A 25940-nucleotide genomic window follows, 5' to 3' on the forward strand; every position below is an offset into this window, starting at 1 on the left:
GGTAAAAAAATGAAGGATTGTAAGATGCAAGGTATCGGCAGTGGCGTAAGTTTATTGATTTTACGCTTTTTTCTCGCGTGGGAGTTTTTTGAATCAGGATTAGAAAAATGGAATGGACAAAATTGGTTCGCTGAAATACAAGATCGTTTTCCTTTTCCATTTAATCTTATTCCTGCCGATATTAATTGGCACGTTGCAATGGGATCAGAATTAATTTTCCCATTCTTGCTGATATTTGGGGTGCTAACACGTTTTAGTGCATTAAGTTTAACGATTTTAATCTCTGTCGCGTGGTATAGCATTCACGCCGATTCAGGTTATAACGTATGTGATAATGGTTATAAATTACCATTAATTTATGTGGTGACTTTATTAATCTTAATTACACAGGGAGCGGGGAAACTCTCTTTAGACACGCTTATTAAGAAGGTTTATCCAACTAAAAGCTGGTTGAAATTTCTCTAATTATTTATTCAAAACTCAAACTTTAGGAGATTATTCAAATGAAAAAATTAGCAACCTTAACAGCATTAGCAGGTGCATTAACGATGGCAGTAGCGACAGCAGCACAGGCTGAATCAAAGTCAAGCAATACTGATAATACAGCAACACCTTGTGTGGGCGATAAATGTGTCAAAACGAAAGCTGCAGAAGGTAAATGTGGTGAAGGCAAATGCGGTGCAGACAAAGCTAAATCTGCTGAAGGTAAATGTGGCGAGGGTAAATGTGGTGCGAGCAAACCGAAAGCTGCTGAAGGCAAATGTGGCGAAGGTAAATGCGGTTCTAAATAAGAATAATAATTATGCTGGCGTAACAATTTATGCCAGCTTTTATTAAAAAGGAGTTAATTATGAAATTACAAGGCGCTGGACTAGGTTATCGTCGGAATTTAGCTGAGGATTTTTTACAACTTCCCTCAAATAACGCTATTCAATTTATTGAAGTCGCACCAGAAAATTGGAGTAAAATGGGTGGAATGGCACGTTATCAATTTGATCAAGCAGCAGAAAGATTTCCATTAGCAGTACACGGTCTTTCACTTTCTTTAGGTGGGCAAGCACCACTTGATCGCGAATTACTCCGTAATACGAAAGCATTAATTAATCAATATAATTCGTCTTTCTTTTCTGAACATTTAAGTTATTGTGAATGTGAAGGGCATTTATATGATTTATTACCTATGCCATTTACAGAAGAAGCAGTAAAACACGTTGCACAACGAATACGTGATGTGCAAGATTTCTTAGGATTACAAATTTCATTAGAAAATACTTCTTATTATTTGCATTCTCCTACTAGCACAATGAATGAAGTGGAATTTTTAAATGCTATCGCACAAGAGGCTGATTGTGGCATTCATTTAGATGTGAATAATATTTATGTTAATGGTGTTAATCACGGATTACTTGATCCTTATATCTTTTTAGATCAAGTTGATGTTAAACGTGTTAATTACATTCATATTGCAGGGCACGATGAAGAACATTCTGCTGCACAAGTTGTAGAGAATTCAGCAAATGAATCATTTAATAAAGTAAAAGGAGCATATCGCCATTTACCTGAATTATTAATTGATACACACGGTGAAGCTGTAAAAGGCACTGTATGGGATTTACTCGAATATGCCTATCAACGATTACCTACGATTCCCCCAACATTATTGGAACGTGATTTCAACTTCCCACCATTTGCAGAACTTTACGCCGAAGTTGAGCATATTGCACAATTACAGCAAAAATACGCTCACACAGAGGTAATGTCTTATGCAGCCTAAGTCATCATTGAAAGAAACTCAGCAAGCATTGGCAAATGCTATTCGGTTAGGTAATGCAGATCCTTTAAATGGTTATGCTGCAAGCCGTTTAGCGGTATATACACGTTTAGTTCGTAATAATGCTTTTGGTTTTATTGATCGTTGTTTTGTTGAAGCACCATTGCATATTGAGCCAGAGTATTGGAAAAATGCTAAAGAAAATTTTGTGCAAAATGGTAATCCGCATTCTCCTTATTTCCAAGATATTGCAGGAGAATTTCTCTTGTTTTGTCAAGAAAAAGAGATATTTGATGCAAATATATTGGCATTGATGGATTTTGAAAATACACAATTACTTGCAGAAGTTTCTTTAGCCAAAGTGCCTGAAAAATTTGAGTGGGATAGACATAGCGTAATGCAATTATCTGGTGCAGCTTATTTAAAAAGTTATGAAGTTGATTTTTTATCAAGTGACTTTAAACAATTTGATGATACGCCAATTCAAGTTATTATATGGCGTGATAGTGATTTTAGGATTCAGCAACAAATCCTTTCAGAGTTAGATTACTGGTTGTTAAGTTATCTACAAGAACAACCAAATTCATTAGAAAATGTTTTGTCTGCACTTAATACAATGGTTGAAGACAGTACTTCAATAATCCCATTATTAGAGCAAGTATGGATGAAATGGGTTACATCTGAAGTAATTTACCCCGAACAAAGATAAAATTTTTGAAAATGCTGAGTAAGATGAAAATATTCATATTTTCATCTTATTTTTTATTGACATTTCGCAATTATTGCTAATTTAGATTAGCAAATATTCACATTTTAGTTTGGCTTTGTTATTTAAAATTATCAATTTTATCCGATGAAATTTGTTGTATGTTTTTCGGATTATTTTGTATTTTTAGTCGCAATATTTTAATCACAATAAATAAAAATTCATTTATAGCTGTTTAATATGTAAAGTAAAACACCACAAAAATCTTGATTTATTTCTATTGTATTGTATATTCAAACAGTTAATTTGAGTAAGGAATATTATGCTACAAGAAATTGAATTAAAATTGGCGATTTCGCCACAAATAGGTATTGAATTGCCACAATATCTCGCAAAATTTACGATTTTAGAACATCAAAATTTATTTTTGGGCAACACCTATTATGATTATCCCGATTATTTTCTTGCTAAACAAAAAATGGGATTACGTATTCGTCAAGAAGATCAGGAACTTACATTAACGCTTAAAACTAACGGTAAAGTTGTTGGTGGATTGCATAGTCGCTCAGAATATAATTTATCATTAACCGAAAAAGAAACGCCAACTAATGCTCAATTAAGAGAGCTTTATCCTTTTGAACAATTACCTCGTTCTACACTACAACCTATTTTCTTCACAGATTTTAACCGCACTTTTTGGTTAGTTGAATTTCAACAATCCAAAATTGAAGTGGCGTTCGATCAAGGCAAAATTATTGCAGGCGAATCTGAGCAACCTATTTGTGAAATTGAGTTTGAATTGAAATCTGGTAATGTGCAGGATCTTTTTGATTTTGTAGAAACCTTGCCTTTCGAAAGAGATATTTATTTTAGTAGTGCAAGTAAAGCAAAGCGTGGTTATTTGTTAGGTTCAAAACAATTTTTGACGGATTGGCTCAATAAATGGCGTGATTTATTAAAAGAAGAACGAGAAGAAAGTGTGGTAGATTTTTGTGCAAAATTTAATTCCGTGTTGAAAATGGAACAGAAACTTTTGGAAGAGACCTTATCTTTTTCTCCCGCACTTTTTAGCCAAGATTTTATGAAAACAGTGGAGCGAGTTGGGGCATTTTTTAATCTTTATCATTATTATGATGAAAATGGAAAAATCTTAGAAGCAGTGGCAACAGAGAAACAAAAAGAAACGCTCTTACCAGCTTTGTTAGAAAGCAATCAGAAAATCTTTGTTGAAATTCGTAACTTGATTCGTTTTCATAGTGAAACGAAAGACAATGAAAAAACTATTGAAAAATTGACCGCACTTTTGAAAAGTCGAGCTTATTTTGAGCGAATGATTAAATTAATGGAATTATCTTATGACCTAGGGTAGGTATACCCTAGGCTAGTCTCAGTGCTACCCCGTTGGGGTAGTTTGATGTTCCCCAAAGGGGAACCACTATAAACATAAATTAACCGTGGGTACACTTACCCACGGGAAGTGCCACTTGTTGGAGTGATTTGATGTTCCCCAGATGGAACTACTATAAACATAAATTAACTGTGGGTATACTTACCCACGGCAAATACGGAGAATGAAATGGCTAAAGCCACGAAAACAGCTTATGTATGTAACGATTGTGGTGCGGAGTTTTCTCGTTGGCAAGGGCAATGTTCGGCTTGTAAAGCGTGGAATACCATTACGGAAGTGCGGTTAATTTCCACGGCAAAATCAAAAAATGATCGTTTTAGTGGCTATGCGGGGGAAACTCAGGCAAAAATTCAAACCCTTTCTGAAATTAGTTTGCAAGAAACACCACGTTTTTCCAGTGGCTTTAATGAATTAGATCGGGTATTGGGCGGCGGGATCGTACCGGGCAGTGCGATTTTAATTGGTGGGCATCCTGGTGCAGGGAAAAGTACATTGTTATTACAGGTCATGTGTGGTTTAGCGAAAAATATGACCGCACTTTATGTGACGGGAGAGGAATCGTTACAACAGGTTGCGATGCGTGCAAGTCGATTGGGATTGTCAAACGATCAATTAAAAATGTTGTCAGAAACCTCTGTGGAACAGATTTGTAATTTGGCGGATCAATTAAAACCGCAAATTATCGTGGTGGATTCTATCCAAGTAATGCATTTGGCAGATATTCAATCATCGCCAGGAAGTGTGGCACAAGTGCGTGAATGTGCTTCTTTCCTCACCCGTTATGCGAAAACCCGACAAGTCGCCATTATTATGGTGGGGCATGTAACGAAAGACGGTACTCTTGCAGGGCCGAAAGTGTTAGAGCATGCTATTGATTGTTCATTACTATTAGAAGGCGAGGCCGATTCTCGCTATCGTACTTTGCGTAGCCATAAAAACCGTTTTGGTGCAGTGAATGAATTAGGTGTATTTGGTATGACCGAACAAGGTTTGCGAGAAGTGAAAAATCCATCGGCGATCTTTTTAAGTCGTGGGGATGAGATTACATCGGGCAGTTCCGTGATGGTGCTTTGGGAAGGCACCCGCCCTCTTTTAGTTGAAATTCAAGCTTTAGTAGATCATTCAATGTTGGCGAATCCTCGCCGTGTTGCGGTGGGATTAGAGCAAAATCGTTTGTCGTTGTTATTGGCGGTTTTACATAGACACGGAGGTTTGCAAATGGCGGATCAAGATGTCTTTGTAAATGTCGTTGGTGGTGTAAAAGTTAGTGAAACAAGTGCGGATTTAGCCTTATTGCTTGCGTTAATTTCTAGTTTCCGTAATCGCCCTTTGCCGCAAGATTTAGTGATTTTTGGCGAAGTTGGATTAGCGGGAGAAATTCGTCCTGTGCCAAGTGGACAGGAACGTATTAGCGAGGCTGCAAAACACGGTTTTAAACGTGCTATTGTTCCTTTTGGTAATAAGCCGAAAAGTGCGGTCGAAAATATGCAGGTTTTTACTGTAAAAAAACTCACGGATGCGCTCGCTGTGTTAGATAATTTATAAAAAAATCATTGCCTACTGAAAATGAAAGTGAAATTCTGTAGAATAGTTGTTCCTTTTTATGTGTAAAGAAATAAAGAAAATGGAAAAAAAACGAAATAAAGCATTGGATGCGATAGATATAAAAATTCTGAATGAATTACAACGCAACGGTAAAATTTCCAATATCGATTTGTCGAGAAAAGTGGGGCTTTCGCCAACGCCTTGTTTAGAACGCGTTAAACGTTTGGAAAAACAAGGTGTGATTATGGGGTATCGCGCATTGTTAAATCCAGAATTATTGGATGCGCCATTGCTAGTAATTGTTGAAATTACATTAGTACGGGGTAAGCCCGATGTGTTTGAAGAATTTAATGCGGCGATTCAAGAGTTAGATGAAATTCAAGAATGCCATTTGGTATCGGGCGATTTTGATTATTTATTAAAAACTCGTGTGGCAGATATGGCTGAATACCGAAAATTGCTGGGGACGACATTATTGCGTTTACCAGGTGTAAATGATACCCGTACTTATGTTGTGATGGAAGAAGTAAAACAAACCAATTTCCTTGTATTGAAATAATATGATTAAACAAATTACAGAACGATTTACGCCAAGACAGTATTTAGCTGAATTTTTGCTAGGATTGACCGCACTTTTTGGACTTTATTTGATTGTTGCTTGGTCAAGTTATACGCCTCTTGATAATTCTTGGGCTACAGCCAGCGCGTATGAAAACACAATTAATAAAGTGGGGACATTTGGAGCGTGGATAATCGATCTTTTTTTTGTTTTTTTTGGCTATGTTGCCCATATTATTCCTTTCACAGCTTTTCTCGTGCCTATTTATTTATTGAAAACAAAAGCAGTTAAACATCTTTCCTGCACTCGAATTATTCTGCGTAGTTTCGGATTTATTATGCTGATTATTGGGCTTTGTGTAGTGAGTATGTTGCTTTTATCAAGTAATACTTTTTATTTGAGTGGCGGCGTATTGGGTGGATCGCTTGTTGTAAATTGGTTCTATCCTGTATTAGGTAAATTCGGTTCAATTTTAATTGGTTTTGTGTTTGCTTTAATTGGCTTTATTTTTTGTTCTGGCGCATCATTAATTCGATTAATTGTTGCATTTTATTATTGGCTAACAATGAAGAATGAGCAATCAGAAAATGCTGAACAAGAAAAATCAACAGAAGAATTAGAGCAAATCGTGATTGTAAAATCAGATCGTTCAGAAACAGAAAATCTAGATCAAAATCATCTCAATGTAGAACAAAACAGTGAAATAGAAACAGTAAAGCCATCATTAGAAGCAGAAAATATTTCAATTGACGCATCTTCATCACATTTAATTAATATTAGCGGGTTAAATCCAGAGGTTTCTATAAAATCAGAATATGAACTCGCTAACGAAGATAGTGAAAAACCGCAATTTTCTTTTGGGTTTGATTCTGAAAGCTTGCCTAGTGTGAATTTATCGAGTGATTCAGATGAACAAAGAGTGAGTAAAAATGATTTTGTAGCAGTTTGGAATAAGCCTGTAAAAACAGTTGTTCAAGAAGATCTAGCAATTAATCAAAGTGCGGATGATTTTACGCAAGTTTCTTTGCTGACAAATGATGAAATGCCAACAGTTTCATTAAAATCAACCTCTGATACTGAAATGGCAGATAATCATTTTGCTGCTCAAGTTGATGAAAAGGTAGATTTAGAAAAAGATGAAGTGAAATTTAGCGTATCTTTACAGAATAATGTGGACGCAATTGAATTAGACAAAAATCAAGAGCCTAATTATAAAGGTTACAGTGGTAGTTTGATTCATCCTGCATTTCAACAGCAAACAACAAAACGTGAAAAACCGAGTACGCCATTGCCTAGTTTGGACTTGCTTTCAAAACATCCGCCAAGTGAACAACGTATTACACCAGATGAAATAATGGAAACCTCACAGCGTATTGAACAACAATTACGCAATTTTAATGTAAAAGCCAGCGTAAAAGATGTGCTTGTTGGCCCTGTTGTTACGCGTTATGAATTAGAATTACAGCCCGGTGTGAAAGCATCAAAAGTTACGAGCATCGATACCGATTTAGCAAGAGCATTGATGTTTCGTTCTATTCGTGTGGCAGAGGTTATTCCGGGTAAACCTTATATTGGTATTGAAACACCAAATCTTCATCGTCAAATGGTGCCATTACGTGATGTGTTAGATAGTAATGAATTCCGTGATAGCAAGGCAACTTTACCTATTGCTTTAGGGAAAGATATTAGCGGCAAACCAGTCATTGTTGATTTAGCGAAAATGCCACATTTGTTGGTAGCAGGATCAACGGGATCAGGTAAATCTGTTGGTGTGAATACGATGATTTTAAGTTTACTTTATCGTGTTCAGCCAGAAGATGTGAAATTCATCATGATCGATCCTAAAGTTGTCGAACTTTCTGTTTATAATGATATTCCGCATTTACTGACACCAGTTGTAACGGATATGAAAAAAGCCGCTAATGCGTTGCGTTGGTGCGTAGATGAAATGGAACGTCGTTATCAGTTGCTTTCAGCTCTACGAGTACGCAATATTGAAGGTTTTAACGAAAAAATTGATGAATATGACGCAATGGGAATGCCAGTGCCGAATCCAATTTGGCGACAGGGCGATACAATGGATGCAATGCCCCCCGCATTGAAAAAATTGAGTTATATTGTGGTTATTGTCGATGAGTTTGCTGATTTAATGATGGTGGCGGGTAAGCAAATCGAAGAACTCATTGCACGGTTGGCACAAAAAGCCCGAGCCATTGGTATCCATTTAATTTTAGCCACACAACGCCCCTCTGTGGATGTGATTACTGGTTTAATTAAAGCAAATATTCCAAGTCGCATTGCTTTTACCGTTGCAAGTAAAATTGATTCACGCACTATCCTTGATCAAGGTGGCGCAGAGGCTCTTTTGGGTCGTGGAGATATGCTTTATTCTGGACAAGGTTCATCTGATTTAATTCGCGTACACGGAGCCTATATGAGTGATGACGAAGTAATTAATATTGCGGATGATTGGCGAGCACGTGGTAAACCTGATTATATTGATGGAATTTTGGAAAGTGTGGATGATGAAGATAATGCAGAAAAAGGAATATCAAGTGGTGGAGAATTAGATCCACTTTTTGATGAAGTAATGGATTTTGTTATTAATACTGGTACAACTTCAGTATCTTCTATTCAACGTAAATTCAGCGTAGGTTTTAACCGAGCCGCTCGCATTATGGATCAAATGGAAGAACAAGGGATTGTCAGCCCAATGCAAAATGGTAAGCGTGAGATTTTATCGCGTCGTCCAGAATACTAATTTAAAAGGAAAGTAAAATGAAAAAAACAACCTTAAAATTTGCCGCACTTACCTTACTTGGTTTGAGTAATTTTGCATTGGCTGATGCGGCAAGTGAATTGCAAATGCGTTTGGCTAAAGTCGATGTTTTAAGCGCAGAATTTGTGCAAACAGTGACTTCTGGAAGTGGCAAAAATATTCAACAAGGAAGTGGCAAACTTCAAATTAAACGCCCAAATTTATTCCGCATGGAGACTAAAACCCCTCAAGAAACCCAGATTATTTCTGATGGTAAAACCTTATGGTTCTATGATCCATTTGTGCAACAAGTAACGGCACAATGGGTTAAAGATGCGGTAAATAACACGCCTTTCGTGTTGCTTACCAGTGATGATAAGACCCATTGGCATCAATATACGGTAACACAACAAGCGGATACCTTTGTGTTAAAACCAACCTTATCAACAAGCAACATCAAGCAATTTGATATTCGTGTTGATGTTAATGGAATATTGCGAAATTTCAGTACGACAGAGAAAGATGGTCAAACCAATCTTTATGTTTTACGTAATATTACTAATCAAGCCTTGTCTGATAGCTTGTTCCAATTCAAGCCAGAAAAAGGCGTTGAAGTGGATGACCAACGTAAAAAATAACAAATGATTATTTTAAATAAGGGCGTAGAAATACGCTCTTTAATTTTGTGAGAAATAAACATGTCGAACCTCAATTTTGATTTTGCCGAAAATGATTTTCGCCCACTGGCGGCAAGAATGCGTCCAACGAGTCTAGAGCAGTATTTTGGGCAAAGCCATTTAATTGGCGAGGGCAAACCACTGCGAAAAGCGATTCAAGCTGGACATATTCATTCAATGATTTTGTGGGGGCCACCAGGTACGGGAAAAACGACCCTTGCAGAAATTATTGCGCAACGTATTAATGCAGAAGTAGAGCGAATTTCTGCAGTGACGAGTGGTATCAAAGAAATTAGAGAAGCGATTGATCGTGCAAAACAAAATCGTCTTGCAGATCGTAAAACTATCTTGTTTGTGGATGAAGTCCATCGTTTTAATAAAAGCCAGCAAGATGCATTTTTACCACACATTGAAGACGGAACGGTTATTTTTATTGGGGCGACAACAGAAAATCCCTCTTTTGAGCTAAATAATGCGTTGCTTTCTCGTGCGCGAGTGTATGTACTGAAATCACTTACGACGGCTGAAATTGAACAAGTTTTGCAGCAAGCTGTAGAAGATCCTAAACGTGGATTGGGTAAAGAGCGGTTAATTTTAGAAGAGAATTTACTGCAAGTGCTTGCCGAATATGTTAATGGGGATGCTCGATTAGCCTTGAATTGTCTCGAATTAATGGTGGATATGGCAGATGAAACCGAAAATGGAAAGAAAATTGACCGCACTTTATTAAAAGAAGTCTTAGGTGAACGCCAAGCGAGATTTGATAAACAAGGCGATCGTTTCTATGATTTAATTTCTGCGCTACATAAATCTGTCCGAGGTTCTGCTCCAGATGCTGCGCTGTATTGGTATGCAAGAATTTTAACGGCAGGTGGAGATCCTCTATATGTCGTGCGTCGATTACTTGCCATTGCTTCAGAAGATGTGGGAAATGCAGATCCTCGCGCTATGCAAGTTGCATTGGCTGCTTGGGATTGCTTTACTCGAGTGGGGGCTTATGAAGGGGAGCGTGCCATTGCCCAAGCCATCATTTATCTTGCGGTTGCTCCAAAAAGTAATGCAGTTTATACGGCGTTTAATACTGCAAAACAGCAAGCGAAAGATTTACCCGATTACGATGTTCCCCCACATTTACGCAATGCGCCGACTAATTTAATGAAAGAGCTTGGCTATGGTGCTGAATATCGTTATGCCCACGATGAACCTAACGCTTATGCGGCAGGCGAAAATTATTTCCCATCAGAATTAAAAGATACTCAATATTATTTTCCGACGAATAGAGGTATGGAAATTCAGATTAAGGAAAAACTAGAACGTTTACGTGAGCAAGATAAAAGTGCGGTGAAAAAACGGTATAAATAATTTTAATTTAGGATTTGTTTTTAAGAATGGAATGAAAGTGCGGCTAATTTTGAAAACTTTTTTGAAATTGACCGCACTTTTTTACTTAATCTCTTAAACAAATCTTTTCAAATTCACTAAAGAATGTTGGGAAGGTTTTGGCAGTACATTTAGGATCTAAAATTGTCACTGGTGTATTGGACAGAGCGATTAGAGAAAAACACATTGCCATACGGTGATCGTTATAAGTCTCAATATCGGCGTGTTTAAATTGATTGAGTGCAAGCGGTTGAATACGAATAAAATCTTCGCCTTCTTCGACTTCAGCACCGACTTTACGTAGTTCAGTTGCCATAGCCGTTAAACGATCTGTTTCTTTCACGCGCCAGTTATAAATATTTCGAATGACGGTTTCGCCGTTGGCAAAAAGAGCTGTGGTTGCAATTGTCATTGCAGCATCTGGAATGTGGTTCATATCCATATCAATGCCATTCAATTCAGCACGTTCGGCTTGAATAAAATCCTCTCCCCAAGTAATTTTTGCCCCCATTTTTTCTAATATATCAGCAAATAAACGATCGCCCTGAATAGAGTTTTTGCCAATGCCTGTTACTTTCACTTTTCCTTTAATTGCTCCAGCTGCGAGAAAGTAAGAGGCTGATGAGGCATCCCCTTCTACCAAGTATTTATTAGGCGAAATATAGGATTGATTTCCCTTAACTTGAAATTTTTGGTAGTGCTGGTTTTCAACCTGAACACCAAAATCTCGCATCATTGCAAGGGTAATGTCAATATAGGGTTTAGAAACTAATTCACCAATAATTTCGATTTCTGTGTCATTTTCTGCAAGTGGCGCAGACATTAAAAGTGCGGTCAAAAATTGAGATGAAATTGAACCATCAATTTTGACTTTTCCACCTTTTATCCCTTTATTGCGAATTGCGAGTGGGGGATAACCGTCATTCTCTAAGTAGCGAATATCTGCCCCCGCTTGGCGTAAAGCATCGACTAAATGGAGAATTGGCCGCTCTTTCATACGAGGCTCGCCAGTTAAGATGATTTCGCTTTCGGTACTTCCTTTTAAGCAAAGTGCTGCGGTTAATGGACGCATTGCCGTCCCCGCATTGCCAAGAAAGAGAGAAAGATTGTTCTGTATATTGAATGTTCCGCCTAATCCCTCTATTTCACAAATAGTTTTGTTATCAGACAGTTGATAGCGTACGCCCAATGCTTTTAGGGCGTTAAGCATATGTTGAATATCATCGCTATCTAATAAATTGGTTACTTTTGTTGTGCCTTTCGCTAAGGCGGCTAAGAGTAATGCGCGATTTGATAAACTTTTAGAACCTGGTAAATTAATTGTTCCTTCAACCGCACTTATTGGTGCAAGAGTAATTTTTTCCATTATAACACCATCGTTTTATTTTTATAAACAAAAATTCTATCGTGTAAAGCGAGATCAAGGGCGCGACTTAGCACGGTTTTTTCCACATCACGACCAGCACGCATCATCGCTTCAGCATTATAAGTATGATCTACATTAATCACATTTTGCATAATGATTGGGCCTTGATCTAATTCGTTATTAATAAAATGTGCAGTTGCGCCAATAATTTTTACACCGCGTTCATAGGCTTGTTGATAAGGTTTTGCACCAATAAAAGCAGGTAAGAATGAATGGTGGATATTAATCACTCGATTTGGATAACGAGCGACAAATTCAGGGTTTAGCACACGCATATATTTAGCGAGAACAATATAATCTGGCGTATATTCATCAATTTTTTTTGCCAATAATTTGTCGTGTTCCACGCGAGTTAAGTTTTCGTGGCTAACCAAATGAAATGGAATATTAAAACGTTCAACAAGTTCACGTAAATTATCGTGGTTGCCGATGACTGCCGCAATTTCTACATCAAGCGCACCATAATAATTTTTCATTAAAATATCGCCAAGGCAGTGAGCTTCTTTTGTGACTAAAATTACAATTCGCTTACGTTGGGTGCTAATTAATCGACAATTCGTTCCTTCGGGTAAGCTATATTTTAGATCTTCTAATAAAGTAGCTTCGTTAAAAATACCTTCCAATTCTGTACGCATAAAGAAATGCTTGGTTTCAAAATCTACAAATTCATTATTATGCAGAATATTTAGTTGATGTTTGTAACAAATATTAGTTATTTTTGCGATTAAGCCTTTATCATCAGGGCAATCAGTGAGTAATATTTTTTTTTCGATCATAATGTTGTGTGCTATGTTTAGATAAAAAAATAGAACCCATAAAAATGAGTTCTAGTTTCGAATAAAAAAATTAAATTTCGAAATCAGATAATGATTTACCTTTGTTCAATGCATTTTGAATTGGACGTGGTGTGCGACCTTGACCCGTCCAAGTTTTATGCTCACCATTTTCATCAATAAAGGCATATTTTGCAGGGCGTGGAGTACGTTTTGCTCGAGTGGATACAGTTGTTGTGCCAAAAATTTCGCGTAATTCTTCAGGCGTAATACCTTCTTTTTCCATTAATTCTTTATATTTAACTAAACGTTCTTTACGTTCAGTTTCTGCTTTAATTAATTCTGCTTCATTAGCGCGTTTTTCTTCGATAGCTGTTTGTAATTTTTCTAGGGCATTTTCTGCTTGTTCTAACGTTAATTCACGTACAGCTGCGCGTAAACTACGAAGATTTGTTAAACCTCTTACTAATTCGTTCATAATAAACCTCAATAAATAACATTAAATGTGGGGAAATTTATTTAATAATAGAGAAAATAAAATTTATTGTAAATATCTATTATTAAATAAATGGCCGGAACAGATATATATTTATATTTTTTTGTGTTTATTTTCTTTATATTTTTATTCGAGTTTATAAATTTTTTACAAAATCTGTTGGCATTTTGTTTGTTTTACGGTAATCTCTCGAATTACTACAAAAGTAGAGGTGCAATTATTATAAGTATTTTTTCAGAGTGGATAACGAAGAAGAAAAAAGAAAGGAATAGTTGCCGAAATCAAATAAAAGTCATTTTGTTTGGTTGGTGGCGTACTCGAAAGGGGCGGCACTGTCATAGTTTTTCTGATTAACTATGGAGCGCTACGGTTGTTCTGGTCTTATTCTGTCCTGTGCTTTCCGTTCTCTCCATTAATTATAGGTATTATTTAATGGAACTTATTGATTTTTCATCATCTGTTTGGTCAATCGTCCCTGCCTTGTTGGCGATAATTTTGGCGATAGCAACTCGCCGTGTTTTGGTTTCCCTTAGTGCGGGGATTATTATTGGATCATTAATGTTAAGCGATTGGCAAATCGGCAGCACATTTAATTATTTGGTAAAAAATGTGGTTTCTTTGGTTTATGCTGATGGTGAAATCAATTCAAATATGAATATTGTTTTGTTCTTATTATTGCTTGGTGTTTTAACCGCACTTTTAACCGTATCAGGCAGTAATCGTGCCTTTGCTGAATGGGCGCAAAGCCGTATTAAAGGTCGTCGCGGTGCTAAATTATTAGCGGCATCATTAGTTTTTGTTACTTTTATTGATGATTATTTCCATAGTCTTGCTGTAGGCGCAATTGCTCGTCCTGTGACAGATCGTTTTAAAGTTTCTCGTGCGAAACTTGCTTATATTTTAGATTCAACGGCTGCACCGATGTGTGTAATGATGCCTGTTTCAAGTTGGGGCGCATATATTATTACTTTAATAGGTGGTTTATTAGCGACTTATTCCATTACTGAATATACGCCAATTGGTGCATTCGTGGCGATGAGTTCAATGAACTTCTATGCAATTTTTTCCATTATTATGGTGTTTTTTGTGGCATATTTTTCTTTTGATATTGCTTCAATGGTGCGTCACGAAAAATTAGCTTTGGAAAATGCTGAAGATCAGTTGGAAGAAGAAACGGGTGCAAAAGGTCACGTGCGTAATCTTATATTACCTATTTTAGTTTTAATTATCGCTACAGTTTCAATGATGATTTACACAGGGGCAGAAGCATTAGCTGCGGATGGAAAAGTGTTTAGTGTTTTAGGTGCATTTGAAAACACAGTAGTAGGAACATCTTTGGTTGTAGGCGGATTCTGTTCAATTATTATTTCTACTTTATTAACTATCCTTGATCGTCAAGTGAGTGTTCCTGAATATGCACGTTCTTGGATTGTGGGAATTAAATCAATGTCAGGCGCAATCGCAATTTTATTCTTTGCTTGGACAATTAATAAAATCGTAGGAGATATGCAAACAGGTAAATATTTATCTTCTCTTGTGTCAGGTAATATTCCAATGCAATTTTTGCCTGTTATACTTTTTGTTCTTGGTGCAGCGATGGCGTTCTCAACAGGTACGAGCTGGGGGACATTTGGCATTATGTTACCAATTGCCGCAGCAATGGCAGCGAATGCTGCACCAGAATTATTGCTTCCTTGTTTATCTGCAGTAATGGCTGGAGCTGTATGTGGAGACCATTGCTCGCCAGTGTCGGATACAACAATTTTGTCTTCAACGGGCGCAAAATGTAATCATATTGATCACGTTACTACTCAGCTTCCTTATGCTGCCACAGTTGCAACAGCGACGGCTATTGGTTACATTGTTGTAGGGTTTACTTATTCAGGTTTAGCTGGTTTTGTAGCAACGGCAGTTTCATTGATTGTCATTGTATTTGCAGTTAAAAAACGCTAAAAGTGTGATCTAATTCAAAAATTTGAATAAAAAATAATATTTTTACTATTTTATAAAATGCGGAATTTTGTCGCATTTTTTTATTTTTATTGATGAAAGATTTTATAAAAAACTAAATTTTCATTTATTTTTGGTTTTTTATATTTTTTTAATTGATTTTTTTATTGTTTTAGTGGCTAGACAAATTTTTTTTACTTTGTATGATGTGAGACATTGACATAACCTGTTCGTATTTTTAAAAGTGCGGTAAATTTAAGGAGTAAAAGATGAAGAAGTTATCTGGCGCAGAGATGGTGGTTCAATCTTTACGTGATGAAGGCGTAGAGTACGTATTTGGTTATCCTGGTGGGGCGGTATTAGATATTTATGATGCAATTCATACGCTAGGTGGCATTGAACATATTTTAGTTCGTCACGAACAAGCTGCGGTGCATATGGCGGATGGTTATGCACGTTCAACAGGTAAAGTTGGATGTGTGTTAGTGACTTCAGGACCAGGAGCAACAAATGCAATCACTGGAATTTTAACGGCTTACACCGATTCTGTGCCTATGGTTATTATTTCGGGTCAGGTTATGAGTAATTTAATTGGCAGTGATGCTTTCCAAGAATGCGATATGCTAGGTATTTCTCGTCCCGTTGTGAAGCATAGCTTTATTGTAAAAAAGGCGGAAGATATTCCATCTACTTTGAAAAAAGCCTTTTATATTGCGTCTACAGGTCGCCCTGGCCCTGTTGTTGTGGATATTCCAAAAGACACTGTAAATCCTAATTTTAAATATCCTTATGAATACCCAGAATCTGTCGAGTTACGCTCTTATAATCCCACAGTCAATGGGCATAAAGGTCAAATTAAAAAAGCGTTAAAAGCACTTTTAGTGGCGAAGAAACCGATACTTTTCGTCGGTGGTGGCGCAATCACTGCTGAATGTAGTGAGCAGTTAATTCAGTTTGCACAACGCTTAAATTTGCCAGTGACTTCATCGTTAATGGGATTAGGGGCTTATCCAAGTACAGATAAACAATTCTTAGGTATGTTGGGTATGCACGGTACTTTAGAAGCTAATACGGCAATGCACGAAAGTGATCTTATTTTGGGGATTGGCGTTCGTTTTGATGATCGTACAACAAATAATTTAGAAAAATATTGCCCAAATGCAAAAGTGATTCATATTGATATTGATCCAACCTCGATTTCTAAAAATGTTCCAGTCGCGATTCCAATTGTCGGAAATGCGAAAAATATATTGGAAGAATTTTTGAGTTTATTGAATGAAGAAGGCTTGAGATCGCAAACAGATCTTGAAAGTTGGTGGCAAGAAATCAACCAATGGAAAGCAAAAAAATGTTTGGAATTTGACCGCACTTCTGGTGTGATTAAACCGCAACAAGTCGTAGAAGCTGTATATCGCCTCACGAAAGGACAAGCTTATGTGGCTTCTGATGTTGGGCAACATCAAATGTTTGCTGCGTTACATTATCCATTTGATGAACCTCGTCATTGGATTAATTCTGGCGGTGCTGGCACAATGGGTTTTGGTTTTCCTGCGGCACTAGGTGTGAAATTAGCTCATCCTGAAGGAACTGTTGTTTGCGTTACTGGCGATGGTAGTATTCAAATGAATATTCAAGAACTTTCTACCGCAACACAATATGGCATTCCTGTTGTCATTATTTGTTTGAATAATCATTTCTTGGGAATGGTAAAACAATGGCAAGACTTGATTTATTCTGGTCGTCATTCACAAACCTATATGAATTCCTTGCCTGATTTTGTGAAATTGGCTGAATCTTACGGTCACGTAGGAATAAAAATTGCTACCCCCGATGAACTTGAAAGCAAATTGCAAGAAGCATTCAGTATTAAAAATAAATTAGTCTTTGTAGATATTAATGTAGATGAATCTGAACACGTTTATCCAATGCAAATTCGTGGTGGCGCAATGAATGAAATGATTTTAAGTAAACCTCAAGAGGAGACAAACTAATGCGTAGAATTTTATCTGTTTTACTCGAAAATGAATCGGGAGCATTATCGCGTGTTGTTGGTTTATTCTCTCAACGTGCCTTTAATATTGAAAGTTTGACGGTTGCGCCAACGGATGATCCAACGCTTTCTCGAATGACTATTGAAGCAGTGGGCGATACTCAAGCATTGGAGCAAATTGAAAAACAACTTCATAAATTAGTGGATGTGTTCAAAGTGGTTAATTTAAGTGAGCAGGAACATATAGAACGAGAAATTGTTTTAGCGAAAGTAAGAGCAGTGGGGTCATCTCGCGATGAAATTAAACGATTAGCGGATATTTTCCGCGGTCAAATTGTAGATGTCACACCAAAGTCTTACACAATTCAATTAAGCGGTACAAATGATAAAGTTGATGCGTTTATTTCTGCATTGAAAGAAGAAACTACATTGTTAGAAATTGTTCGTTCTGGCTTGATTAGTGTATCTCGTGGAGAAAAGAATATTCTCTAAGTTAAAGCAGAAAGTGCGGAAATATTTTAATAAAATTTTTACCGCACTTTATTAAAAACGTCGTTGTTTTAAGGTTTTAATAAAAAAATCGTGACCAACTTCACAAATCTAAAAATATGTATTTGCATAACTGATAGGATTTCTTTATTCTGAGACCACTAAAAACAAGTGCTATCTTAAATAGCCGACATCTATTTTGCTTTCCGAGTAGTGCCCCATTGGGGCACTTTTTTTATTCAGTAAACAAGCATAAAAAATCCCTTTCGTAGGAAAGGGATTTAATTATCGAAATTACATTTTTTCTACGGTTTTAATACCGAGTAACGCTAAACCTTGTTTCAAGGTTTTTTCCGTTAATAATGCTAATTTCAAACGACTTAATTTTACGGCCTCATCTTCAGCATTTAAAATTGGGCAATGTTCATAGAATGATGAGAATATGCCAGCAAGTTCGTATAAATAAGCACAAAGCACGTGTGGTGTGCCTTCTTTTCCGACAGTTTGCACGGCTTCTTCAAATTGTAGAAGTTTGATTGCAAGCGTTCTTTCTTTATCATCTTTAATAGTTAAAGGTGCAGCCAAAAGTGCGGTCGAATTTATCTCTGTTTTATTAAAGATCGAACGAATACGGGTGTAAGCATATTGCATATAAGGCGCAGTGTTGCCTTCGAAACTTAACATATTATCCCAATCAAAAACATAATCCGTGGTGCGGTTTTTGGATAGATCTGCATATTTTACCGATCCAATACCAATAGCCTCAATCACAGCTTGTTTTTCATCATTAGATAAATTGGTATTTTTTTCATTAATTAATACAGTGGCGCGTTCGATGGCTTCATCTAATAGATCGGCTAATTTTACTGTGCCACCAGTACGAGTTTTAAATGGTTTGCCATCTTTACCAAGCATCATCCCAAAGTTTTTATGCTCTAACGAGAAACTGTCTGGTACATAACCTGCTTTACGAGTAATTAACCAAGCTTGTTGCATATGTTGGCTTTGGCGAGTATCTGAAAAAACAAGTGCACGATTAGCTTTTAATGTTTCATAACGATATTTTGCTGCAGCAATATCGGTTGTAGTATAAAGGAAACCGCCGTCTTTTTTCTGAACGATCACGCCCATTGGATCGCCTTCTTTATTTTTGAATTCATCTAAATAAACAACCAATGCACCATCATTTTCTACAGCTAAACCTTGTTTTTTAAGATCTTCTACAATGCTTGGTAACATAGGATTATAAAGACTTTCACCCATTACATCTTTTTCGGTTAAAGTGACGTTTAATCGATCATAGTTGTGCTGATTTTGTTGCATAGTAATATCGACTAAACGTTTCCACATCGCTCGACAATATTCATCTCCACCTTGTAATTTCACGACATAATTACGTGCTTTTTCAGCGAATATTTCATCTTCATCGTAGTGTTTTTTGGCTTCGCGATAAAAGGCTTCAAGATCTTGCAATTCCATTTCACTGGCGTGTTCGTTTTGCATTTTTTCAAGATAAGCAATAAGCATTCCGAATTGCGTTCCCCAGTCGCCTACGTGGTTAGCGCGGATGACATTGTGACCTAAAAACTCAAGGGTTCTGGCTACAGCATCGCCGATTATCGTAGAGCGTAAATGACCTACGTGCATTTCTTTTGCTACGTTTGGAGAGGAATAATCAATCACAACTGTTTGTTTATTGGTAGCTTGAATACCTAAATTTTTGTGGGAAAGTGCAGCTGAAATTTCAGTTGTTAGCCAAGTTGGATTTAAGAAAATATTGATAAAACCTGGGCCTGCGATTTCTAATTTTTCTGCAATATCAGATAGTTGAAGATTATCTAAAACTTTTTGAGCAAATTCTCGTGGATTTAAACCTAATTTTTTTGCCGCAGCCATAATGCCATTGGCTTGATAATCGCCAAATTGTGGTTTTCCTGATTGACGAACAAGCGCATCGCAAGATTGATCAGCGCCTGCAAGAATCATCGCTTGTTTAATTTTATCGGATAGAATAGATTGAATATTCACGTTTTTTCCTATGTTCAAATTGAATAATAAAAATAATCGGTTATGATACCGTTCTTTGTATATTTCTCAAAGGGACAAAATGACAAATTTACAGGAAAATTTAACCGCACTTTCAGCAGATTTAGCAACATTTGAAAGAAAAATTCAGCATTTAGCCAAAGAAATGACAATAGATCTGTCTCACTATGAAATCGATCATCTTGCATTACGGGTAAATAGTGAGCAAAGTGCTAAAAATTGGCTGATACTTTTATTAAAGTGCGGTAGAATTTTATCTGATAATATTGTTAATGGTCGTAAGATTTATCTTATTGAATTAGAAAAACCAGTTAAATTTGCCAATCAATTTGTGGATATTATTGAACTTCCACTTCCTAAAAATAAAAAATATCCAATTGAAGGTTGGGAACATATTGAGATTGTAGTGCCATTTTTACCGAATGAATCTATAAATGAATGGGTACAGCGTGTTAATATGTATTTTTTATGGGACAAATTAACTCAATTAACTCAATTAACCATTAAAGTGAGCGAGCCTAAGGTGGATGGGGAAAGATTACCAAATCCATCTATTGCAGTAAGTTTTACGGATAAAACAGTAAATCATACTTGCATTAAGGTTCATCCTTATTCTATTAAAAAAATACTTGAGGTTTAGTAAAAATGAATAAATTATCACTTGCATTCGTTGTTTTAGCAACAGTAGGCTTGAGTGCTTGTTCTTCTTTCCAAAAAGATGAAAATGCTTATAAAGGTCAAATCGTTTTTAGCCAAATGGAAGGCGAAAATCTAAAATTAACTGTTCGTAAAAATGATTGTTCTGGTAACCAGCAGAAAGGAGAGGAAGTTGTTATTGTGCATAAGTATGATTCAACTCTTGCTGTTGGGGCTTGTGTGACGGTATCTAATAATAGCCAAGTAAAGAATATTTCATCATTTTCGCCAAGAAATCCATTTTAATTCTTTTAAATTAAGGATATAGATATGAAAAAGAAAACACTAGTATTGGCTATCTTAACTATTTTTAGTGTGGCTGGATGTACGAATACAGATATTTTTAGCGGCGATGTGTATAGTGCATCTCAAGCAAAGGAAGCGCGTTCAATTACTTATGGTACGATTGTTTCTGTACGTCCTGTTAAAATCCAAGCTGATAATCAAGGTGTAGTTGGTACTCTTGGTGGTGGTGCGTTAGGTGGTATTGCGGGTAGTGCAATTGGCGGTGGTCGTGGTCAAGCTATCGCAGCAGTAGTTGGGGCGATTGGTGGTGCAGTAGCTGGAAGCAAAATCGAAGAAAAAATGAGTCAAGTAAACGGTGCTGAACTTGTAATTAAGAAAGATGATGGTCAAGAGATCGTTGTTGTTCAAAAGGCTGACAGCAGTTTTGTAGCTGGTCGTCGAGTTCGTATTGTTGGTGGCGGCTCGAACTTAAATGTTTCTGTGCTATAACTAATAGCATTAAAGTCTAATATGATTAATCAGTGTCTTAACTTAGTGAGGCACTGATTTTTTTATAATTAAATTTGTTCAAAATATATATTTATTGTCTATTTAAGATAAATTTAAAGGACTAAATTAGAATTTAGTCCTTTAGACAAGCTTGGAATTATTCAAATCCAAATAATTAACGCCATTCTTTAAATTGATTAATTAATCCATTTGTTGAACTGTCATGACTTTCTATTTTTTCAGAATCTGCTAATTCAGGAAGAATTCTATTTGCAAGTTGTTTGCCTAGTTCGACACCCCATTGATCGAAGCTAAAGATATTAAAAATCACACCTTGTACGAAGATTTTGTGTTCATACATCGCAATTAATGCCCCCAAGGTAAATGGCGTGATTTTTTGAACGAGAATCGAATTAGTCGGTTTATTACCCGTAAATACTTTAAATGGAACGATATTTTTCACATCATTCAAGGATTTCCCCGCTTTTACAAATTCAGCTTCGACTTCTTCTTTTGTTTTTCCGAATGCTAATGCTTCTGTTTGTGCGAAGAAGTTTGAAAGCAATTTATTGTGATGATCTGCCAATGGGTTGTGGCTTTGGGCTGGTGCGATAAAATCACAAGGAATTAAAGTGGTACCTTGATGAATTAATTGATAGAACGCGTGTTGTCCATTTGTACCTGGTTCTCCCCAAATAATCGGGCCAGTTTGGTAATTGTTAATGACATTGCCATCACGATCCACATATTTACCATTTGATTCCATATTACCTTGTTGGAAATAGGCTGCGAAGCGATGTAAATATTGATCATAAGGTAAGATCGCTTCTGTTTGTGCACCAAGAAAATTGGTATTCCATAAACCAACTAATGCTAAAGTAGTTGGAATATTTTGTTCGATTGGAGCAGAGCGGAAATGTTTATCCATTTCATGTGCGCCACTTAATAACGCTTCAAAGTTTTCGAAGCCAATGGATAGTGCAATTGAAAGACCAATGGCTGACCATAAAGAGTAACGACCGCCAACCCAATCCCAAAATTCAAACATATTATTGGTATCAATACCAAATTTTTCTACATCTTTAGCATTGGTTGATAATGCTGCAAAATGTTTTGCAACCGCACTTTCATCTTTCGTTGCTTTCAGTAACCAATCACGTGCACTTTGCGCATTTGTCATGGTTTCTTGAGTTGTAAAGGTTTTCGATGCCACTAAGAAAAGAGTGGTTTCAGGATTGACTTTTTTTAAGGTCTCCGCAATATGTGTACCATCGACATTTGAAACAAAGTGCATATTTAGATGATTTTTATACGGGCGAAGTGCTTCGGTTACCATATAAGGGCCTAAGTCAGAGCCACCAATACCAATATTCACGACATCAGTAATCGCTTTGCCTGTATAGCCTTTCCATTCGCCAGAAATAATACGCTGACAGAAATCTTTCATTTTAGCTAGCACCGCATTGACTTCAGGCATAACATCTTTACCATCAACAAGTACTGGAGTATTAGCGCGATTACGGAGTGCAGTATGTAGCACGGCACGATTTTCAGTACGATTGATTTTTTCACCGGTAAACATTGCTTCTTTTGCACTATCAAGAGCGCATTCTTGAGTAAGTTGGCGAAGATGTGAAAGGGTGGTTTGATTGATGTTGTTTTTGGAAAAATCTACAAGAATTTGGTTATTGAATGTTAAAGAATAATCGTCAAAACGATTTTTTTCTTGTTTAAATAAATCTTGGATGGTGGTGTTTGACAATTCAGCTTTATGAGCTTCAAGAGATTTCCACGCATGGGTGTTAGTCGGGTTAATGTTTTTCATGGTATTTCCTTTCATTAAAAATAATTGAAATTTTAACCGCACTTTCTGGAATTTTATTAGGGAGAATGACTCTCTCTGTTCAAAAAATGCAGTGATTAATCAACATATTCAGTTATAACACGCGGTGTTAATTTTGTAATTAGCTCGTAGCTTAAAATGCCTGTGAATTTAGCTACGGTTTCAATAGGTAATTCCTTGCCCCATAGAATTACTTCATCGCCTACCAAATCTTGGCTATCTGCGCCTAAATCAACAGTGAGCATATCCATTGACACACGCCCAACAATTGGTACAAGACGGCCATTTAAATAAACAGGCGTACCTTCTGGCACATCGCGCGGATAACCATCGCCATAACCCATTGCGACCACGCCAATTTTGGTATCTCGTGGGCTTGTCCAAATACCGCCGTAACCTACAGGATCGCCTTGTTTATGATGGCGAACGGCAATTAATGACGAGGTTAAATTCATTACAGGCGTTAAGCCAAACTCTTTACCGATAGTATCAGTTGGAGAAATGCCGTACATAATAATGCCCGGGCGGATACATTCTAAGTGAGATTTTGGCCAGAAAAGAATGCCGCCAGAAGCGGCGATAGTGCGTTCACCTTGTTTATCTTTTGTGGCGGATAAAAAACGATTGATTTGGAGCTGAGTGTAATCTGATTCTAGTTCATCGGCTCGGCTGAAATGGCTGACAAAGCCTAAGTTCGGTTGAATTTGAGGGAGTTTTTTCAGTTCTTGATAAAAATAATCCACTTCATCAAGAGCAACGCCCAAGCGATGCATTCCCGTATCTATTTTTAACCAAACCTTAATTGGACTTGGTAAATTCGCACGTTTTAATGCTTCTAATTGTTCACGATTATGTACAATAGTTTCGATATTATTGACCGCTAAGATGGGCAAATCTTGTTCATTGAAAAAGCCTTCAAGCAATAAAATTGGTTTGGTAATGCCATTGGAGCGTAATGCCAAAGCCTCTTCTAAACGCGCTACGCCAAAGCAATCGACACTTTGTTCTAAGGTTGAAGCAACGAACACAACGCCGTGACCATAAGCATTTGCTTTAACCACAGCAATAATTTTGCTATTTGGTGCTTTTTGTTTAATTATTTCTAAATTCTGTTTTAAGGCGTGCGAACTGATTTTCGCTGTCGCCGGTTTTACGTTCATTATTTTTCCTTAATAATCATCTCGATATTCACGTTGTTCAGCGAGATTGTCGAAGCGTGAAAATTGTCCATTAAATTTTAACCGCACTCGACCAATTGGACCGTTACGCTGCTTACCAATAATAATTTCTGCAACCCCTTTATCTTCCGAGTTATCGTTATAGACTTCATCACGGTAAATAAACATAATCAAGTCAGCATCTTGTTCGATAGAGCCTGATTCACGTAAATCTGAGTTTACAGGGCGTTTGTCTGCACGTTGTTCTAAAGTACGATTTAACTGAGAAAGGGCGACCACTGGCACTTGTAATTCTTTGGCGAGTGCTTTGAGGGAGCGAGAAATTTCTGCGATTTCTAGTGTTCGGTTATCTGAAAATGCGGGTGCGCGCATTAATTGTAAGTAATCCACCATAATCATACTTAATCCACCATTTTCACGATAAACTCGGCGTGCGCGCGAACGAACGTCGGTAGGGGTTAAACCTGAAGAATCATCGATAAAAAGATTATTTTTTTGTTTGAACATTCCCACTACGCTGGCAATTTTGTTCCATTCAATTTCATCTAAATTTTGACCTGTGCGGATTTTGGTTTGATCAACGCGAGCAAGGGAAGCGATCATACGCATCATAATTTGTTCTGCGGGCATTTCTAAACTAAATACTAAAACAGGTTTTTTACTTGCCATTGCAGCATTTTCGCAAAGGTTCATGGCGAAAGTGGTTTTACCCATTGACGGACGTGCCGCAACGATAATTAAGTCAGAAGGCTGTAAACCTGCCGTTTTTTTATCAAGATCAGTAAAGCCAGTTGTAACACCAGTCACACCCGAATGATTTTCAAGCTTGCTTAAAATATCGATTTTTTCAATAGTACTTTCCAATACATTGATCACATTCTGCGGGCCTTCGCTAGAAGTTGTCCGTTTTTCTGCAATCGCAAATACTTCACGCTCAGCTTCATCAAGAATTAACTTAATGTCTTGCCCTTTGGGAGAATAACTATTTTCAGCAATACGATTTCCTACCGAAATAAGTTCTCGTAATATGGCTTTCTCTCTCACAATATCCGCATAAGCCAAAATATTAATTGCGTTCGGGGTATTATTGGAAAGCTCTGCAAGATAGGCAAACCCCCCCACTTCATCGCTTACACCACGGCTTCTTAAGGCTTGATCTAGCGTAATTAAATCAATAGGCGATTGATTACGCATTAGATGTTCCATTTCTGTAAAAATCAGACGGTGTTGAAAAGTATAAAAATCGTCAGCAATAACACGTTCAGCAATGCTATCCCAATGTTGATTACTCAGCAGAATGCCACCCAATACAGCTTGTTCAGCTTCAATTGAGTGCGGGGGAATACTTACTTGTGCCGTTTTTTTGTCAGAAGATTTGATTTGAGGTTGTGATGCCATAGGACTTATTTCGATACTAGAATGTCGCCTATAATACCGCAAATATCTATTGGGTTTAAGTGAAAAGTGCGGTAAAAAAAGGAAATAAAAAACGGTGGAAAATCCACCGCTCTTTA

23 protein-coding genes and 1 riboswitch are annotated in these 25940 nt (G+C 37.0%); of the genes, 16 read left to right on the forward strand and 7 right to left on the reverse strand.

Features of this window, described 5'->3' with window-relative positions:
- Positions 1-24 precede the first annotated feature (24 nt).
- From ACPT8O_RS05880 to ACPT8O_RS05925, 10 genes are all read left to right on the forward strand, one after another.
- The gene (locus ACPT8O_RS05880; RefSeq protein WP_005653243.1) at positions 25-465 is read left to right on the forward strand and encodes an HvfX family Cu-binding RiPP maturation protein; all 441 of its coding nucleotides are present in this window, start codon (positions 25-27) and stop codon (positions 463-465) included.
- A gap of 38 nt (positions 466-503) precedes the next feature.
- Positions 504-791, forward strand: a complete 288-nt coding sequence (locus tag ACPT8O_RS05885) for an HvfA family oxazolone/thioamide-modified RiPP metallophore (protein ID WP_005671572.1) — start codon at positions 504-506, stop codon at positions 789-791.
- 59 nt (positions 792-850) lie between these two features.
- The gene (locus tag ACPT8O_RS05890; protein WP_005647267.1) at positions 851-1774 is read left to right on the forward strand and encodes an HvfB family MNIO-type RiPP peptide maturase; all 924 of its coding nucleotides are present in this window, start codon (positions 851-853) and stop codon (positions 1772-1774) included.
- Entirely contained in the window at positions 1764-2480 is a 717-nt protein-coding gene (locus ACPT8O_RS05895; RefSeq protein WP_041175347.1) for an HvfC family RiPP maturation protein, read from the forward strand. Before ACPT8O_RS05890 ends, ACPT8O_RS05895 begins: the two co-directional genes overlap by 11 nt.
- Positions 2481-2799: 319 nt before the next feature.
- On the forward strand, positions 2800-3846 hold the full coding sequence (locus tag ACPT8O_RS05900; RefSeq protein ID WP_021035307.1) for a CYTH domain-containing protein: 1047 nt from the start codon (positions 2800-2802) through the stop codon (positions 3844-3846).
- 207 nt (positions 3847-4053) lie between these two features.
- Positions 4054-5430 carry a DNA repair protein RadA gene (gene radA, locus ACPT8O_RS05905; RefSeq protein ID WP_021035306.1) on the forward strand — a complete coding sequence of 459 codons (1377 nt, stop codon included), beginning with the start codon at positions 4054-4056 and terminating at the stop codon, positions 5428-5430.
- 79 nt (positions 5431-5509) lie between these two features.
- A complete protein-coding gene (gene lrp / locus ACPT8O_RS05910; protein WP_005653255.1) occupies positions 5510-5989 on the forward strand; it encodes a leucine-responsive transcriptional regulator Lrp in 480 nt (159 codons plus the stop codon).
- A gap of 1 nt (position 5990) precedes the next feature.
- Entirely contained in the window at positions 5991-8750 is a 2760-nt protein-coding gene (locus ACPT8O_RS05915) for a DNA translocase FtsK (protein WP_021035305.1), read from the forward strand.
- Between the two features lie 17 nt (positions 8751-8767).
- Entirely contained in the window at positions 8768-9385 is a 618-nt protein-coding gene (gene lolA / locus ACPT8O_RS05920; RefSeq protein ID WP_021035304.1) for an outer membrane lipoprotein chaperone LolA, read from the forward strand.
- Positions 9386-9445: 60 nt separating this feature from the next.
- On the forward strand, positions 9446-10786 hold the full coding sequence (locus ACPT8O_RS05925) for a replication-associated recombination protein A (protein WP_021035303.1): 1341 nt from the start codon (positions 9446-9448) through the stop codon (positions 10784-10786).
- An 85-nt stretch (positions 10787-10871) separates the two neighbouring features.
- Here the strand turns inward: ACPT8O_RS05925 and aroA are convergent, their stop codons facing one another.
- The 3 genes from aroA to ACPT8O_RS05940 form a co-directional block, all read right to left on the reverse strand.
- Complete coding sequence (gene aroA, locus ACPT8O_RS05930; RefSeq protein ID WP_021035302.1) at positions 10872-12170, reverse strand: 3-phosphoshikimate 1-carboxyvinyltransferase; 1299 nt, start codon at positions 12168-12170, stop codon at positions 10872-10874.
- Positions 12170-13006 (reverse strand): formyltetrahydrofolate deformylase, encoded by an 837-nt coding sequence (gene purU, locus ACPT8O_RS05935; RefSeq protein WP_021035301.1) that lies wholly within the window; start codon positions 13004-13006, stop codon positions 12170-12172. The genes aroA and purU overlap by 1 nt, the downstream gene beginning before the upstream one ends.
- Before the next feature lie 70 nt (positions 13007-13076).
- The gene (locus ACPT8O_RS05940; RefSeq protein ID WP_021035300.1) at positions 13077-13481 is read right to left on the reverse strand and encodes an H-NS family nucleoid-associated regulatory protein; all 405 of its coding nucleotides are present in this window, start codon (positions 13479-13481) and stop codon (positions 13077-13079) included.
- Positions 13482-13697: 216 nt separating this feature from the next.
- Positions 13698-13874, forward strand: a riboswitch (Lysine riboswitch).
- 57 nt (positions 13875-13931) lie between these two features.
- Between ACPT8O_RS05940 and ACPT8O_RS05945 the strand changes: the two genes are divergently transcribed.
- The 3 genes from ACPT8O_RS05945 to ilvN all read left to right on the forward strand — a co-directional run bounded on the left by ACPT8O_RS05945 (position 13932) and on the right by ilvN (position 17931).
- Positions 13932-15452 carry a Na+/H+ antiporter NhaC family protein gene (locus ACPT8O_RS05945; protein ID WP_021035299.1) on the forward strand — a complete coding sequence of 507 codons (1521 nt, stop codon included), beginning with the start codon at positions 13932-13934 and terminating at the stop codon, positions 15450-15452.
- Positions 15453-15718: 266 nt separating this feature from the next.
- Positions 15719-17440 carry an acetolactate synthase 3 large subunit gene (locus ACPT8O_RS05950; protein WP_021035298.1) on the forward strand — a complete coding sequence of 574 codons (1722 nt, stop codon included), beginning with the start codon at positions 15719-15721 and terminating at the stop codon, positions 17438-17440.
- Positions 17440-17931 carry an acetolactate synthase small subunit gene (gene ilvN / locus ACPT8O_RS05955; RefSeq protein ID WP_005691276.1) on the forward strand — a complete coding sequence of 164 codons (492 nt, stop codon included), beginning with the start codon at positions 17440-17442 and terminating at the stop codon, positions 17929-17931. Before ACPT8O_RS05950 ends, ilvN begins: the two co-directional genes overlap by 1 nt.
- Positions 17932-18222: 291 nt before the next feature.
- On the opposite strand, the gene argS is transcribed toward ilvN, so the two are convergent.
- The gene (gene argS, locus ACPT8O_RS05960) at positions 18223-19956 is read right to left on the reverse strand and encodes an arginine--tRNA ligase (RefSeq protein ID WP_021035297.1); all 1734 of its coding nucleotides are present in this window, start codon (positions 19954-19956) and stop codon (positions 18223-18225) included.
- A gap of 79 nt (positions 19957-20035) precedes the next feature.
- Between argS and ACPT8O_RS05965 the strand changes: the two genes are divergently transcribed.
- From ACPT8O_RS05965 to ACPT8O_RS05975, 3 genes are read left to right on the forward strand one after another with little or no spacing between them, the layout of a single operon-like run.
- The gene (locus ACPT8O_RS05965) at positions 20036-20614 is read left to right on the forward strand and encodes a VOC family protein (protein ID WP_021035296.1); all 579 of its coding nucleotides are present in this window, start codon (positions 20036-20038) and stop codon (positions 20612-20614) included.
- Positions 20615-20619: 5 nt separating this feature from the next.
- Positions 20620-20916 (forward strand): hypothetical protein, encoded by a 297-nt coding sequence (locus ACPT8O_RS05970; RefSeq protein ID WP_021035295.1) that lies wholly within the window; start codon positions 20620-20622, stop codon positions 20914-20916.
- 24 nt (positions 20917-20940) lie between these two features.
- Positions 20941-21405 carry a glycine zipper 2TM domain-containing protein gene (locus ACPT8O_RS05975; RefSeq protein ID WP_021035294.1) on the forward strand — a complete coding sequence of 155 codons (465 nt, stop codon included), beginning with the start codon at positions 20941-20943 and terminating at the stop codon, positions 21403-21405.
- 175 nt (positions 21406-21580) lie between these two features.
- Here the strand turns inward: ACPT8O_RS05975 and pgi are convergent, their stop codons facing one another.
- The 3 genes from pgi to ACPT8O_RS05990 all read right to left on the reverse strand — a co-directional run bounded on the left by pgi (position 21581) and on the right by ACPT8O_RS05990 (position 25833).
- Positions 21581-23230, reverse strand: a complete 1650-nt coding sequence (gene pgi / locus ACPT8O_RS05980) for a glucose-6-phosphate isomerase (RefSeq protein WP_021035293.1) — start codon at positions 23228-23230, stop codon at positions 21581-21583.
- A 95-nt stretch (positions 23231-23325) separates the two neighbouring features.
- Complete coding sequence (gene alr / locus ACPT8O_RS05985; protein ID WP_021035292.1) at positions 23326-24408, reverse strand: alanine racemase; 1083 nt, start codon at positions 24406-24408, stop codon at positions 23326-23328.
- A 9-nt stretch (positions 24409-24417) separates the two neighbouring features.
- A complete protein-coding gene (locus ACPT8O_RS05990; protein ID WP_257842424.1) occupies positions 24418-25833 on the reverse strand; it encodes a replicative DNA helicase in 1416 nt (471 codons plus the stop codon).
- Positions 25834-25940: the final 107 nt, after the last annotated feature.

Source organism: Haemophilus sp. HN_Hi08 (assembly GCF_049824455.1).
Classification (GTDB): domain Bacteria; phylum Pseudomonadota; class Gammaproteobacteria; order Enterobacterales; family Pasteurellaceae; genus Haemophilus; species Haemophilus influenzae_D.

Bases quoted from the DNA above. Each gene is read 5' to 3' on its own strand.
- ACPT8O_RS05895 (WP_041175347.1), top strand. From the start codon at position 1,764: ATGCAGCCTAAGTCATCATTGAAAGAAACTCAGCAAGCATTGGCAAAT.
- ilvN (WP_005691276.1), top strand. From the start codon at position 17,440: ATGCGTAGAATTTTATCTGTTTTACTCGAAAATGAATCGGGAGCATTA.
- ACPT8O_RS05950 (WP_021035298.1), top strand. From the start codon at position 15,719: ATGAAGAAGTTATCTGGCGCAGAGATGGTGGTTCAATCTTTACGTGAT.
- ACPT8O_RS05915 (WP_021035305.1), top strand. From the start codon at position 5,991: ATGATTAAACAAATTACAGAACGATTTACGCCAAGACAGTATTTAGCT.
- ACPT8O_RS05975 (WP_021035294.1), top strand. From the start codon at position 20,941: ATGAAAAAGAAAACACTAGTATTGGCTATCTTAACTATTTTTAGTGTG.
- ACPT8O_RS05900 (WP_021035307.1), top strand. From the start codon at position 2,800: ATGCTACAAGAAATTGAATTAAAATTGGCGATTTCGCCACAAATAGGT.
- ACPT8O_RS05890 (WP_005647267.1), top strand. From the start codon at position 851: ATGAAATTACAAGGCGCTGGACTAGGTTATCGTCGGAATTTAGCTGAG.
- ACPT8O_RS05965 (WP_021035296.1), top strand. From the start codon at position 20,036: ATGACAAATTTACAGGAAAATTTAACCGCACTTTCAGCAGATTTAGCA.
- aroA (WP_021035302.1), bottom strand. From the start codon at position 12,170: ATGGAAAAAATTACTCTTGCACCAATAAGTGCGGTTGAAGGAACAATT.
- purU (WP_021035301.1), bottom strand. From the start codon at position 13,006: ATGATCGAAAAAAAAATATTACTCACTGATTGCCCTGATGATAAAGGC.
- ACPT8O_RS05885 (WP_005671572.1), top strand. From the start codon at position 504: ATGAAAAAATTAGCAACCTTAACAGCATTAGCAGGTGCATTAACGATG.
- lolA (WP_021035304.1), top strand. From the start codon at position 8,768: ATGAAAAAAACAACCTTAAAATTTGCCGCACTTACCTTACTTGGTTTG.
- ACPT8O_RS05880 (WP_005653243.1), top strand. From the start codon at position 25: ATGCAAGGTATCGGCAGTGGCGTAAGTTTATTGATTTTACGCTTTTTT.
- radA (WP_021035306.1), top strand. From the start codon at position 4,054: ATGGCTAAAGCCACGAAAACAGCTTATGTATGTAACGATTGTGGTGCG.
- ACPT8O_RS05925 (WP_021035303.1), top strand. From the start codon at position 9,446: ATGTCGAACCTCAATTTTGATTTTGCCGAAAATGATTTTCGCCCACTG.
- ACPT8O_RS05940 (WP_021035300.1), bottom strand. From the start codon at position 13,481: ATGAACGAATTAGTAAGAGGTTTAACAAATCTTCGTAGTTTACGCGCA.
- alr (WP_021035292.1), bottom strand. From the start codon at position 24,408: ATGAACGTAAAACCGGCGACAGCGAAAATCAGTTCGCACGCCTTAAAA.
- lrp (WP_005653255.1), top strand. From the start codon at position 5,510: ATGGAAAAAAAACGAAATAAAGCATTGGATGCGATAGATATAAAAATT.
- pgi (WP_021035293.1), bottom strand. From the start codon at position 23,230: ATGAAAAACATTAACCCGACTAACACCCATGCGTGGAAATCTCTTGAA.
- ACPT8O_RS05970 (WP_021035295.1), top strand. From the start codon at position 20,620: ATGAATAAATTATCACTTGCATTCGTTGTTTTAGCAACAGTAGGCTTG.
- ACPT8O_RS05945 (WP_021035299.1), top strand. From the start codon at position 13,932: ATGGAACTTATTGATTTTTCATCATCTGTTTGGTCAATCGTCCCTGCC.